Annotated in this window: 13 protein-coding genes and 1 pseudogene; 10 read left to right on the forward strand and 4 right to left on the reverse strand. The window is 68.6% G+C overall.

Annotation, left to right across the window (positions count from 1 at the left end; genetic code table 11):
* Positions 1 to 2: 2 nt before the first annotated feature.
* From G8A07_RS11070 to G8A07_RS11080, 3 genes are all read right to left on the reverse strand, one after another.
* Positions 3 to 1454: an NCS1 family nucleobase:cation symporter-1 gene (locus G8A07_RS11070; RefSeq protein ID WP_195797050.1), complete on the reverse strand. Its 1452-nt coding sequence runs from the start codon at positions 1452 to 1454 to the stop codon at positions 3 to 5.
* A 116-nt stretch (positions 1455 to 1570) separates the two neighbouring features.
* A complete protein-coding gene (preA, locus tag G8A07_RS11075) occupies positions 1571 to 2878 on the reverse strand; it encodes an NAD-dependent dihydropyrimidine dehydrogenase subunit PreA (protein ID WP_195797051.1) in 1308 nt (435 codons plus the stop codon).
* Between the two features lie 3 nt (positions 2879 to 2881).
* Positions 2882 to 4225, reverse strand: a complete 1344-nt coding sequence (locus tag G8A07_RS11080; RefSeq protein ID WP_195797052.1) for an NAD(P)-dependent oxidoreductase — start codon at positions 4223 to 4225, stop codon at positions 2882 to 2884.
* Positions 4226 to 4368: 143 nt separating this feature from the next.
* On the opposite strand from G8A07_RS11080, the gene G8A07_RS11085 reads away from it, so the two are divergent.
* The 10 genes and pseudogenes from G8A07_RS11085 (at position 4369) to G8A07_RS11130 (ending at position 12732) form a co-directional block, all read left to right on the forward strand.
* On the forward strand, positions 4369 to 5043 hold the full coding sequence (locus G8A07_RS11085; protein WP_195797053.1) for a TetR family transcriptional regulator C-terminal domain-containing protein: 675 nt from the start codon (positions 4369 to 4371) through the stop codon (positions 5041 to 5043).
* Positions 5044 to 5152: 109 nt separating this feature from the next.
* A complete protein-coding gene (locus G8A07_RS11090) occupies positions 5153 to 5737 on the forward strand; it encodes a LysE family translocator (RefSeq protein ID WP_195797054.1) in 585 nt (194 codons plus the stop codon).
* Between the two features lie 12 nt (positions 5738 to 5749).
* Positions 5750 to 7237 (forward strand): PLP-dependent aminotransferase family protein, encoded by a 1488-nt coding sequence (locus G8A07_RS11095; protein WP_195797055.1) that lies wholly within the window; start codon positions 5750 to 5752, stop codon positions 7235 to 7237.
* Positions 7224 to 7745, forward strand: coding sequence for a YbaK/EbsC family protein (locus G8A07_RS11100; protein ID WP_195797056.1), 522 nt, complete (start codon positions 7224 to 7226; stop codon positions 7743 to 7745). The genes G8A07_RS11095 and G8A07_RS11100 overlap by 14 nt, the downstream gene beginning before the upstream one ends.
* The gene (locus tag G8A07_RS11105; protein WP_195797057.1) at positions 7742 to 7996 is read left to right on the forward strand and encodes a DUF1289 domain-containing protein; all 255 of its coding nucleotides are present in this window, start codon (positions 7742 to 7744) and stop codon (positions 7994 to 7996) included. The genes G8A07_RS11100 and G8A07_RS11105 overlap by 4 nt, the downstream gene beginning before the upstream one ends.
* Before the next feature lie 10 nt (positions 7997 to 8006).
* The gene (locus G8A07_RS11110) at positions 8007 to 8657 is read left to right on the forward strand and encodes a 2-hydroxychromene-2-carboxylate isomerase (protein ID WP_195797058.1); all 651 of its coding nucleotides are present in this window, start codon (positions 8007 to 8009) and stop codon (positions 8655 to 8657) included.
* 203 nt (positions 8658 to 8860) lie between these two features.
* On the forward strand, positions 8861 to 10531 hold the full coding sequence (locus tag G8A07_RS11115; protein WP_249937301.1) for an MFS transporter: 1671 nt from the start codon (positions 8861 to 8863) through the stop codon (positions 10529 to 10531).
* A gap of 215 nt (positions 10532 to 10746) precedes the next feature.
* Positions 10747 to 11655 carry a PfkB family carbohydrate kinase gene (locus G8A07_RS11120; protein ID WP_195797059.1) on the forward strand — a complete coding sequence of 303 codons (909 nt, stop codon included), beginning with the start codon at positions 10747 to 10749 and terminating at the stop codon, positions 11653 to 11655.
* Positions 11656 to 11725: 70 nt separating this feature from the next.
* A complete protein-coding gene (locus G8A07_RS11125; RefSeq protein WP_195797060.1) occupies positions 11726 to 11887 on the forward strand; it encodes a hypothetical protein in 162 nt (53 codons plus the stop codon).
* Positions 11888 to 12041: 154 nt separating this feature from the next.
* A pseudogene (locus G8A07_RS11130) lies at positions 12042 to 12732 on the forward strand (IS1595 family transposase).
* A gap of 86 nt (positions 12733 to 12818) precedes the next feature.
* Here G8A07_RS11130 and rpmG read toward each other — a convergent pair.
* Positions 12819 to 12989, reverse strand: coding sequence for a 50S ribosomal protein L33 (gene rpmG, locus G8A07_RS11135; RefSeq protein WP_195797061.1), 171 nt, complete (start codon positions 12987 to 12989; stop codon positions 12819 to 12821).
* Positions 12990 to 12994 lie beyond the last annotated feature (5 nt).

The following is a 12994-nucleotide window of genomic DNA, read 5'->3' on the forward strand; positions in this document are numbered from 1 at the left end:
TCCTAGCGCTGCTTGGGCGCGGTCAGGTAGTAGTACAGGCCGGCCACGGCCAGGCTGAAGAACCAGCCGAAGTCGTACAGGTTCAGCAGCAGCGGCGGCACGCCTTCCTTCGCGATCACGCCGGACACCGCCAGATAGCCCGGCAGGCAGGGCAGCACGCCCAGCGCGAAGGCGATCACGGCCTGCAGGTTCCAGCCGCCGCTGTACTCGTAGGCGCCGCCGCGGCGGTACAGATCGTCCAGCTTCAGCTCGGTCTTGCGCACCAGGTAGTAGTCGACCAGCAGGATGCCGGCGATCGCGCCCAGCAGAGTGCCGTAGCCACCGAGCCAGGTGAACAGATAGGCGCCCGAGGTGGCGAGCAGCTTCCAGGGCATGAAGAGCAGGCCCAGCAGCGCGGCGATGAGGCCGCCCGTGCGGAAACTGATCTTGCTGGGCGCGCATTGGCTGAAGTCGTAGGAGGGCGAGACCAGGTTGGCCGCGACATTGGTGGTCAGATTGGCCAGCAGGATCACCAGCAGGCCCAGGCCGGCGGCGACCGGGCCCATCTGGGTCAGCAGGCCATCGGGAAACAGTTGCGCCTTGCCATAGAGGATCGCCGAGGCCGAGAAACCGATGATGCCCACCATCGAGAACAGCGCCATCGGGATCGGCAGGCCGATGGCCTGGCCCAGCACCTGGTCCTTCTGGCTCTTGGCGAAGCGGGTGAAGTCGGGGATGTTCAGCGCCAGCGTGGCCCAGAAGCCGACCAGGCCGGTCAGCGCGGCCCAGGTCTTGGGCCCGCCTTCGACCACCTTGGCCGGCAGGTTGAACAGCTGGCCGGCCGGCACCTGGATCATCAGCACGACGACCAGCAGCAGCGAGGCCGCGATCATCAGCGGCGCGGCGATCACCTCCAGCAGCCGGATCGACTCCAGCCCGCGCCAGATGAACCAGATGTGCAGGGCCCAGAAGGCCAGGAAGCACAGGAACTGCGACTGGCTGATGGTCTCGCCCTCGGCCGGGCCGGCCAGGCTCATGCCCAGCACGTTGAGGAAACCATGCAGGGCCAGCGCGCCGAAATAGCAGTTGATCGAGAACCAGCCGCAGGCGACCAGGCCGCGCAGCACCGCCGGCAGGTTGGCGCCCTTGACGCCGAAGGAGGCGCGCGCCAGCACCGGGAAGGGAATGCCATGCTTGGGGCCGACCTTGCCGATCAAGAGCATCGGCGCCAGCACGATCACATTGGCCAGGAACACCAGCCAGACCGCCATCTGCCAGGAGAAGCCCTGGTCCAGCATCGAGCTGGCCATGGTGTAGGTCGGCACGCAGACCACCATGCCCACCCACAGCGCCGCGTAGTCCTTCCAGCTCCAGTGGCGTTGGGCGGCGGTGGTGGGCAGCAGGTCCGCGTTGGCCAGCGGGTTGTGAGGGGCGGCGGGCTGGGCACCGGGCTTGGCGCTCGCGCTGAGGCTCATTCGGCTTCTCCTTGAGTTGAGGTCATCCGGATCGGGGTCATCCAATCAACAACAGGAAACGAGCAATCTTTGTGCCGGTGAGCGGGCCCCGCCATGCGGGAAACCCGGCCGCGGGTTCAGGCGCCGGCCACCCGCATCGGGTTGTTGGCATGGGTGGTCCAGTTGGCGTATTCGCCGCTGACCGGCCGCCCGGTGCGCAGGTCGATCTCGCCGGGCATCACGCGCCGCATCGTGATCGTGTCCGGCACCGGGCAGATCGAGACGCAGAGATTGCAGCCCACGCATTCGGCCTCGTTGACCTCGAAATGGCGTTTGCCATCCTTGCTTGCGAGGATGGCCTGGTGCGAGGTGTCCTCGCAGACGATGTGGCAGCGCCCGCACTGGATGCAGCTGTCCTGGTGGATGACCGCCTTCTCCACATAGTTCAGGTTCAGCTGGTTCCAGTTCTTCACCGTCGGCACCGCCAGGCCGCGCATCGCGTCGATGCTGGCGTAGCCCTTCTCGTCCATGTAGTTGGCGAGGCCGCTGCACATCTCCTGCACGATCTTGAAGCCGTAGACCATGGCCGCGGTGCAGACCTGCACCGTGCCGCAGCCCAGCGCGATGTACTCGGCCGCATCGCGCCAGGTCGTGATGCCGCCGATGCCGGAGATCGGCAGCCCCGCGGTCTCGGCGTCGCGCGCGATCTCGGCCACCATGTTCTGTGCGATCGGCTTCACCGCCGGGCCGCAGTAGCCGCCATGCGAGCCCCAGCCGTCGGTGCTGGGGTGCATCACCATGCGGTCCAGGTCCACGCCCATCACCGAGTTGATGGTGTTGATCAGCGAGACCGCGTCCGCGCCGCCGGCCTTGGCCGCGCGCGCCGGCTGCCGCACATCGGTGATGTTGGGCGTCAGCTTCACGATCACCGGCAGCCTCGAGTACTGTTTGCACCAGGCCGTCACCATCTGGATGTACTCGGGTACCTGGCCCACCGCCGAGCCCATGCCGCGCTCGCTCATGCCATGCGGGCAGCCGAAGTTCAGCTCGACGGCGTCGGCCCCGGTGTCCTCGACCTGGGGCAGGATGTGCTTCCAGCTGGCCTCGGTGCAGGGCACCATCAGCGAAACCACCATCGCGCGGTCCGGCCAGGCGCGCTTGACGCGGGCGATCTCCTCCAGATTGGTGCTCAGCGGCCGGTCGGTGATCAGCTCGATGTTGTTCAGACCGATCACGCGCCGGTCCTGGCTCATCAGGGTGCTGTAGCGTGGGCCTGACACATTGACGACCGGCGGGTCCTCGCCCAGGGTCTTCCAGACCACGCCGCCCCAGCCCGCCTCGAAGGCGCGCACGACATTGATCTCCTTGTCGGTCGGCGGCGCGGAGGCCAGCCAGAAGGGGTTCGGGCTCTTGATGCCGAGGAAGTTGCTGCTGATGTCGGCCATGGCTCAGCTCCTGCTCAGGAAGGCATCGATGGAAATGGCGGCCTGCTTGCCATGCTCGACGGCCTCGACCGTCAGGTCACGCCCGCCGAAGCGACAGTCGCCGCCGGCCCAGACCTTGGCATGGCTGCTGCGGCCCGCGGCATCGGTGGCGATGCGGCCGTTCTTCAGCTCGATCTCCGGCACCTCCCGCGCGACGAAGCTCTGGCCGATCGCCTTTAGCACCAGGTCGGCTTCGATCACGAAGCGCTCGCCGGTCTCGACCAGCCGGCCGTCCTGCTCGGCGGTGACGGCGAACTCGACACCGGTGACCCGGCCGCCCTCGGCCAGGATCTGCCTGGGCGCGGCCCAGGTGCGCAGGGTCACGCCATTCCTTTGCGCCCAGTCCTGCTCGTAGGGCGAGGCGGAGAGGGCCTCGACGCCGCGGCGATACACCATCGTGACCTCGCGCGCCCCGAGCTTGCGGCTCTGCACCGCGGCATCCACCGCGGTCATGCCGCCGCCGATCACGACGACCCGGCGCCCCACCGGCACCGCGGCCGGATCGGACTGGCGCAGCTCGGCGATGAAGTCCACCGCCGCGCGTACGCCCTCGCATGGCGGCTCCGCGATGCCCAGCGCATTGACGCCGGCCAGGCCCAGGCCCAGGAACACCGCATCAAACTCGGCCGTCAGCTGCGCCAGCGTGATGTCGCGGCCCAGGCGCAGGCCGGTGCGCGGCGTGATGCCGCCGATGGCCAGCAGCCAGTCGACCTCGCGCTGCGCGAAGCCGCCGGTGGTCTTGTAGCTGGCCAGGCCGTACTCGTTCAGGCCGCCGAGCTTGTCGCGCGCCTCGATGAGGGTCACCTCATGCCCGCGTCGCGCCAGCCCGTGCGCCGCGGCCAGCCCGGCCGGGCCGGCGCCGACCACGGCGACCTTCTTGCCGCTCGGCGCGGCGCGGGTGAACAGGGGCTTGGCCTCGGGTTTGGCGGAGAAAAAAGCGTCGGTCGCGTAGCGCTGCAACAGGCCGATCTCGACCGGCTTGCTCTCGTTGGTGCTCCGCACGCAGCCCTGCTCGCACAGCACCTCGGTCGGGCAGACCCGCGCGCAGATGCCGCCCAGCGGATTCGCCTCCAGGATGGCCTGGGCCGCGCCGCGGAGGTTGTCCTGCGCGATGCGCTGGATGAAGCTCGGGATGTCGATGCCGGTGGGGCAGGCCGTCTGGCAGGGGGCATCGAAGCAGTAGTAGCAGCGCTCGGCCTCGATCAGGGCCTGGGTGCGGTTCAGCGGCGGATGGGCGTCGCCGAAGTTGAGCGCGTAATCCGCGGCCGAGAGGCGGCCGGCGGCAATGCCTGGCGTGTTGGTGTCCATCAAGGGCTCCGGTTCGCTGGGTATGCGGTGCTGTGAATAATTTACGCATTGGTAAAAAATCACCAGTCGGTAAATTCCCTCGGTTCAAGTTTGCGCGCCTGTGCTGAGATCGGGACTCAGAAGCGGCTCGAGATAATCCCGCCATGTCCGAACCGAGTGAATCCCTCGCACGCCGCACCAGGGCGGCGCCTTCCGCCCCGGCCGCGCCCCAACCGCGTGCGGCGCGGCTGAAGAAGGAGTCCGCCATCTGCGCCGAAGCGGAACGCCAGTTTGCGCAGTACGGCTTCGAGGGCGCATCGCTGGAGAACATCGCCGCGGCGGTCGGCATCAGCCGGCACAACCTGCTGTACTACTACCCCAGCAAGGAGGCGCTGTACCGCACCGTGCTGGAGGAGGTGCTGGCCGAGTGGCTGGCGCGCATGGCCGGCATCGTCTCGGGCACCGACCCCGAGGCCGCGATGCGTGAGTACATCGCCGCCAAGCTGCGCTTCTCGCGCGAGCGGCCGGCCGGCTCGCAGGTGTTCGCGCGCGAGGTGATGGCCGGCGCGCCGCGCTTTCGCGACGCGATCGAGGCCCTGGTGCTGCCGGCGCTGAATGCCGACGTCAAGACCTTCGAGCGCTGGGCGCGCGAGAAGCGCATCGCCCGGCTGGACTTCCGCCACCTGATGTTCAGCCTCTGGGCCAGCACCCAGGCCTATGCCGACCTGGGCCCGCAGTTCGCGATCCTGCTGGGCAAGCCGGCGCTGGAGGAGGGCGACTTCGAGGCGGCGCGCGAGTCGATCACGCACCAGGTGCTGGCGGCGCTGCGGCCGACCTGAGCTGCCTCTCGGGGCCGGCTGTACCGCTGCCGCGAGCGGTACAGCGTCACGCACGGCCGCCCCGGCTGTGGCTGGCCGGCGCTGCCGCGGCGGCCTACGCTTGATGCCCATGAACGAGCTGCTGCCCCTGATGAGCTACTGCCTGCTGATGTCCAGCACGCCGGGGCCGAACAATGTGATGCTGACCAGCCTGGGGGCGAACTTCGGCTACCGCGCCGCGCTGGCGCCGATCCTGGGCATCAATGCCGGCGTGTTCGCCCAGACCTTCCTGGCCTGCCTGGGGCTGGCCAGCCTGTTCCAGGCCTATCCGCTGGCGCATCAGCTGCTGCGCATCGCCGGCGTCACCTACCTGCTGCTGCTGGCCTGGCAGCTGTCCGGCAGCCGCAGCGCCGATGGCGCACCGGCGCGGCGCCTGAGTTTCTGGCAGGCGCTGGCCTTCCAGGCGGTGAATCCGAAGAGCTGGATCAAGGCGATCACCCTGGCCTCGGTCTTCATGCCGGTCGGCATGGCGCCACTGCAGGGTGCGCTGCTGGTGGGCCTGGTCGGCTGGGTGATCGGCTTTCCCTGCAACTCGATGTGGGCGCTGTTCGGCGTCGCGATCCGCGGCTTTCTGAGCAATGCGCGGCGCCGCCGCATCTTCAACGGGCTGATGGCCGCGACCCTGGCGCTGCTGGCGCTGTCGCTGCTGCGGTAGGCTCGGGGCCTGATGTTCTCGATCGACCGCCAATCCCCCATCCCGCTCGCCGACCAGGTCGAGGCCCGGCTGCGCGAGCTGATCCAGTCCGGCCAGTTGCCCCCCGGCGCGCGCCTGAGCTCGATCCGCCAGCAGGCCCAGCAGCTGTCGGTCAGCCCGCAGACCGTGATCACCGCCTACGACCGCCTGGTGGCGGCCGGGCTGATCGACTCGCATGGCACGGCCGGCTTCTTCGTCTGCGAGACGCGCCGCCTGGCGGCCGACGACGACGGCTTCCTGGAGGCGGCCGAGGAGCAGGAGCCGGTCTGGCTGGCCCAGCAGGCCAACGACCAGCGCGCCGGCGTGCTGCTGGCCAGCAGCGGCGCGCTGCCCGGGGCCTGGCTGGAGGACGCGGTGCCGGCGGTGACGGTGCAGCGCGCGCTGGCGCGCAGCACCGCCGGCATGGCCTCGCGCTGCCCGCCGCAGGGCCTGCCGGAGCTGCGCGAACGCATCGCGATGCTGCTGCGCTCGCAGGGCATTGCGGCCGATGCCGGGCGGGTGCTGACCACCTATGGCGGCAGCCACGCGATCGACCTGATCTGCCGCGGCTTCCTGCAGCCGGGCGACACGGTGCTGGTCGAGGACCCGGGCTATTTCCTGATGTTCGGCCGGCTGCGCCAGGCCGGGGTGAACATCGTCGCGATCCCGCGCCGCGCCGACGGGCTGGACCTGTCCGCGCTGGAGGCCGCCTGCCGCGCGCCGCGCCCGCCGCGCCTGCTGTTCATCCAGAGCGTGCTGCACAACCCGACCGGCTGGGGCAGCAGCCCGGCCAATCTGCACAAGGTGCTGATGCTGGCGCAGCAGCATGGCTTCCTGATCGCCGAGGACGACGTGCAGGGCCATTTCCATCCCGGCCACGCCACCCGGCTGGCGGCTCTGTCCGGGCTGGACCGGGTGATCTACTACTCGAGCTTCTGCAAGGCATTGAGCCCGGCGCTGCGCCTGGGCTATGTGGCGGCGGCGCCGGAGCTGCTGAAGGTGCTGCTGCGCGAGAAGATCCTCAGCGTGCTGACGACCGCGGCGCTCAACGAGCTGGTGCTGCTGGAGCTGCTGGCCGCGGGGCGCTGGCGCAAGCATCTGGAGCGGCTGCAGCGCAAGCTGCTGGCGGCGCGCAATGTCACGATGCGCCAGCTCGGCGAGGCCGGCATCGCCTTCGACCAGCCGGGCGAGGGCGGGCTGTTCCTCTGGGGCCGGGTGCCGGAGGGCGTCGACGCGGCGCTGCTGGCCCAGGATGCCTACCGCAACAAGATCCTGCTGGTGCGCGGCGCCACCTTCCGCGCCGCGCCGCCGCCGGCCGGCGAGCCCGACGAGCATCTGCGCTTCAACGTGGTGTTCGGCCAGCATCCGCGCCTGGCCGACTATCTGCGCGAGCGCCTGGCGGCGCTGGTGCAGGCACGCTCGGTGCTGACCGGCGGCGGCCGCGCGCCGGCTGCGAGACAATCGGGGCATGCAAGCCCCTGACGAGCTCACCACCCCCCGCCCCGACGGTTTCCAACGCGTCAGCGCCGCGCTGCTCGCCCTGAGCCACGACCATCCGCCGCTGTGGCTGGAGGTCGCCGCGCGCACCTCGCAGGAGGCGGCCGACGCTTTAGGCGTCAGCCTGGGCCAGATCGCCAAATCGGTGGTGTTCCGCCGCAAGGCCGACGAGCAGGCGGTGCTGGTGATCGCCTCGGGCGACCGCCGCGTCGACGAGAAGAAGCTGAAGGAGCACACCGGCCCGCTGTCGCGCGCCGATGCCGACTATGTGAAGGCGCGCACCGGCTTCTCGATCGGCGGCGTCTCGCCGCTGGGCTTCGCGCCCATCGAGGGCGCGCCGGCGCCGCTGCTGTTCGTCGACCGCGAGCTGTTCCGCTTCGACATCATCTGGGCCGCCGCCGGCCATCCGAACGGCGTGTTCAAGATGACGCCGCAGCAGCTGGCCGCGCTGACCGGAGCGTCGGTGATCGACGTGGTGCAGGAGTCCGCATGAGCGTGACCTGCCCGCCGCCGCTCCCGGGCCAGGTCTTGAGCCAGGTGGCCTCGCCCTGCATCAACATCTGCCGCATGCACGCGCTGACCGGCCTGTGCGAAGGCTGCGCCCGCACCATCGACGAGATCGCCGCCTGGTCGCGCGCCGATGACGCGAGCCGCCTGGCCATCCTGGCGCGCCTGCCGGAGCGCCGCGCGCTGCTGGTGGAGCAGGGCGTGTTCAGCGCCGCCGAGTCCATCCAATCGCCCTGAGGCCCCCGCCATGAAAAAACTGAGCTTCTACTTCGACCCCGTCTCCCCCTACGCCGCGCTGGCCTTCGAGCGCCTGCCCGAGGTGCTCGAGGGCTGCAGCTACGAGGTCGAGTACCGGCCGGTGCTGTTCGCCGCGCTGCTGCATGCGCTGGGCCAGAAGGGCCCGGCCGAGATCGAGAGCAAGCGCCATTGGACCTTCCGCCAGGTGGCCTGGCTGGCGCATCAGCTGAACATCCCGCTGGACATTCCGGCCCAGCATCCCTTCAACCCGCTGCCGCTGCTGCGCCTGGCCTGGGCCGCCGGCTCCGGCCCGGCCGGCACGCCGAACCGGCTGGTGGTCGAGAAGCTGTTCCACCATGTCTGGCGCGCCGCCGGCGCCGATGCCAACGATCCGGCCCGCCTGGCCGCGCTGACGCAAGACCTGGCCCCGGCGCAGGATCCGGGCAGCGAGGCGATCAAGCAGCGCCTGCGCGAGAGCACCGAGGCCGCGATCCAGCGTGGCGTGTTTGGCGTGCCGACGATCGAGGTGGACGGCCGGCTGTTCTGGGGCCTGGATGCGCTGCCGATGCTGGCGGCCTATCTGAAGGGCGACCCCTGGTTCGCCAGCGGCACCTGGGAGGCCGCCGCCGCGCCGCGGCCCGGCGTCGTGCGCAAGCATTGAGCATCGAGGGCGTGGAAAGCCCCTCGGGGCTTTCCCGCAGCCGCGCCGCCATCTCACATCGAGAAATGGCGGCCTAGGGTTGCAACGGGTTTTGTCAGCCTCGATTCAGTCTCGCGTCAGAGACGGGTCAGAGGCGGCTCCGATAGTGCGCCCCATGGACCACCGGGCGGTGGTTCTGGGACAACATCAACGGAGACAACACCATGGCGACTGCATCCGCGGTGTCCACCGCCAACACGCCGATGACGGGCGAGGAGAAGAAGGTCATCTTCGCCTCCTCGCTCGGCACCGTGTTCGAGTGGTACGACTTCTACCTGTACGGCTCCTTGGCGGCCATCATCGCCAAGCAGTTTTTCGCCGGCCTGGACCAGGGCTCGGCCTTCATCTTCGCGCTGCTGGCCTTCGCCGCGGGCTTCATCGTGCGCCCCTTCGGCGCGCTGGTGTTCGGCCGTCTGGGCGACATGATCGGCCGCAAGTACACCTTCCTGGTGACGATCCTGATCATGGGCCTGTCGACCTTCATCGTCGGCATCCTGCCCACCTACGCCTCGATCGGCGTGGCCGCACCGGTGATCCTGATCATCCTGCGCCTGCTGCAGGGCCTGGCCCTGGGCGGTGAGTACGGCGGCGCGGCCACCTATGTGGCCGAACATGCGCCGCATGGCAAGCGCGGCGCCTTCACCTCCTGGATCCAGACCACCGCGACCCTGGGCCTGTTCCTGTCGCTGATGGTGATCCTGGGCACCCGCACCTGGATCGGCGAAGAGGCGTTCGCCGACTGGGGCTGGCGCATTCCCTTCCTGGTCTCGATCCTGCTGCTGGCGATCAGCGTCTGGATCCGCCTGTCGATGAATGAGTCGCCCGCCTTCCAGAAGATGAAGGCCGAGGGCAAGACCTCGAAGGCGCCGCTGTCCGAATCCTTCGGCCAGTGGAAGAACCTGAAGATCGTGATCCTGGCCCTGATCGGCCTGACCGCCGGCCAGGCCGTGGTCTGGTACACCGGCCAGTTCTACGCGCTGTTCTTCCTGACCCAGTCGCTGAAGGTCGACGGCGCCACCGCCAACATCCTGATCGCGATCTCGCTGATCATCGGCACCCCGTTCTTCGTGATCTTCGGTTCGCTGTCCGACAAGATCGGCCGCAAGCCCATCATCATGGCCGGCTGCCTGCTGGCCGTCGTGACCTACTTCCCGCTGTTCAAGGCGCTGACCCAGGCCGCCAACCCCGATCTGGCCGCCGCGCAGGCCAAGGCCCAGGTGGTGGTCACGGCTGATCCGAAGGAATGCTCGTTCCAGTTCAACCCGACCGGCACCGTCAAGTTCACCAGCTCCTGCGACATCGCCAAGCAGGTGCTGGCCGCCGGTTCGGTGAGCTATGAGAACGTGGTCGCCCCCGCCGGTACCCCCGCCACGATCAAGATCGGCGAGACCGTCATCAACGGCTACAGCTCCAAGGGCCTGCCCGCGGACGAAGCCAAGAAGAAGGACGCCGAGTTCAAGAAGGAAGTCAGCGCGGCCCTGAAGGCCGCCGGCTACCCGGCCAAGGCCGACCCGGCCAAGATCAACAAGCCGCTGGTGATCGCGATCCTGGTGGTGCTGGTGATCTACGTGACCATGGTCTACGGCCCGATCGCCGCGATGCTGGTCGAGATGTTCCCGACCCGCATCCGCTACACCTCGATGAGCCTGCCGTACCACATCGGTAACGGCTGGTTCGGCGGCCTGCTGCCGACCACCGCCTTCGCCATCGTGGCCCAGACCGGCAATATGTACAACGGCCTCTGGTACCCGATCGTGATCGCGGCGATCACCTTCGTGGTCGGCATGATGTTCGTCAAGGAAACCAAGGACGTGGACATCTACGCCAATGATTAAGTGACGGCCCACCCCCTACCGGCTTCGCCGGCCCCCTCAAGGGGGCAGCGCCGACCGCTCGGCAAAGCCGGATCGGCGCCGCTCGCTGGGATTCATCGGCGCTGCATGCGTCGAGACCCACGCGAATCGGGAGGGGCAACTAAGATGGCCTGAGTGTCATCAATCCCAAAGGGCGGCCATGGCCGCCCTTTTTCTTTCTCTTTACCGCGACGACGATGGACATCCTGGTGCTGGGCGAGGCCCTGGTCGACGAATTCGCCAGCGGCCCGGTGGCCGGCGGCGCGCCCTTCAACCTGGCGCGCTCGCTGGCGGCGTTGGGCCTGGCGCCGCTGTTTGTCGGCCGCATCGGCGCCGCCGACCCGGCGGGCGCGCTGTTGCTGGCCAGCCTGCGCCGCTTTGGCATGGACGAGTCCGGGCTGCAGTGCGACGCCGAGCATGCGAGCGGGCGGGTGCGGGTGCTGGAGTCGCCCGGTGGCACAGATCATCGCTTTGTGATCGAGCCCGATGCGGCCTGGGACCATCTGGAATTGGCGCCGGTGCGCGCGCTGCTGGCGGGCCGGCCCGCGCCGCGCGCGCTCTGCTTCGGCACCCTGGCTCAGCGTGCGCCGGTCTCGCGCGCCAGCCTGCGGGCGCTGATCGCCGACTTCCCGCGCGGCGGCGAGACCCTGCGCTACCTGGACCTGAATCTGCGCGAAGGTGCCGACGATCCCGAGCTGGCCGCCTGGAACCTGGCCCACGCCGACTGGCTCAAGGTCAACGAGGAGGAGCTGGCGCGCCTGCTGGCCTGGTTCGCGCCCGATGTGCCGGCGCTGATGGCGCGCTTTGGGCTGCAGCGTCTGGTGCTGACGCGCGGCGCGGCCGGCTATGCCTGCTACGACGCCGCGGGCCGCTGCCTGGCCGAGGGGCCCGGCCTGCCGCTGGCGCGGCTGGTGGACACGGTGGGCGCCGGCGACGGCTTCAGCGCGATGCTGCTGGCCGCGCATCTGCAGGGGCGGGCGCTGCCGGCCACATTGGAACTGGCCAACCGCTATGCGGCGGCGTTGTGCGAGGCGCGCGGCCCGCTGCCGGAAGCGGACGAGTTCTTCACCGCCTGGCGCTCAGCCTGCCGTCAGCAAGGCGGCTGAGAATCGGCCGCAGAGCAACCATCATCTATCTGTCGATCGATGCATCGACAAGCAGCAAGGAGACCCTGGTATGTGGAAGATTCTGGTCGGTTTCGCGGTCTTCGCCGCGCTGGCGCTGTTCCTGCTGAGCAAGGGCGGCGACATCGACATGAGCGGCGAGAAGCATGGCATCGACCACGAGCCGGCCGCCTCGTCCCCCGCCGTGCCCGCGGCCTCGGCGGCCTCGAGCTGAGCGGTCCGCCCTAGCTGCTTCAAACGCAAGGCCGGGGTTTCCCGGCCTTTGTTTTTGGCTTTTTGCGCATTGATTCGTGATGGCTCACATGGTGAGCCTGAGAGAACGGATGTTGGCTCGCATGGCCCCGGAGGTCGGGCGACAGGAGCGACGGATGCGCAGCCGAGAGCTCAATAGGATGCTGGCCGAGGCATTGAAGCTGACGCCGGGGCAATGGCAGGAGTTGATGAAGGCCTTGAGCGGCACCGATGAGGTCGCACGGGTCGTGCAGACGGTGCAATCGCGTCCGCTGGTCTGTCCGCACTGCCAAAGTGAGCGCGTGGTTGGCAATGGACACGCCAGCGGGTTGCAGCGCTACAAGTGCCGCAACTGCGACAGGACCTTTAACGCACTGGCCGACACGCCGCGGGCTCGGTTGTGGCACAAGGGGAAATGGGAGCGCCAAGCCGAAGTGCTGCGCCAGGGCTTGAGCGTGCATCAGGCGGCCGAGACCTTATCGGTGGCGCCCAGCACGGCCTTCCGCTGGCGTCATCGCGTTGGCGCCAGTGCTAGCCCCGGACGTTGTGCTGTGCACGGATTGCAGTGGCTCGCTAGGAGCGGCCGCCAGGCATCTGGGCGTCGAGCACCACGCGCCGAATCTCGCCAGAGGTGAGCTGATGCAGGGCGCTTGGCACATCCAGAACGCCAACGCGTATCACGCCAGGTTCAAGAACTGGGTACGCCGCTTCAACGGCGTGGCCAGTTCGTACTTGGCCAGCTATCTGGGCTGGTTCCGCGCCTTGGACCGGTCAGCCCAAACTCACCGCCAGCCCACGCCGTTCCTGGCTCTGGCTGTCGCGGCCTGACGCGTCATCATGCAATGCGCAAAGAGCCAAAAAAAACCGCCAGGAGACTGGCGGTTTTTTCTTGGGTCGCAAGACCTGAGGCCGAATTACTTCAGCTTCACTTCCTTGAACAGGACATGCTTGCGGGCCTTGGGGTCGAACTTCATGAATTCCAGCTTTTCGGGCGTGGTCTTCTTGTTCTTGTTCGTGGTGTAGAAGAAGCCGGTGCCTGCGGTGGATTCCAGCTTGATCTTTTCGCGTCCGCCTTTGGATGCCATGGTGA

Origin of the sequence: Roseateles sp. DAIF2 (assembly GCF_015624425.1) — a bacterium.
Taxonomy (GTDB): Bacteria; Pseudomonadota; Gammaproteobacteria; order Burkholderiales; family Burkholderiaceae_C; genus Kinneretia.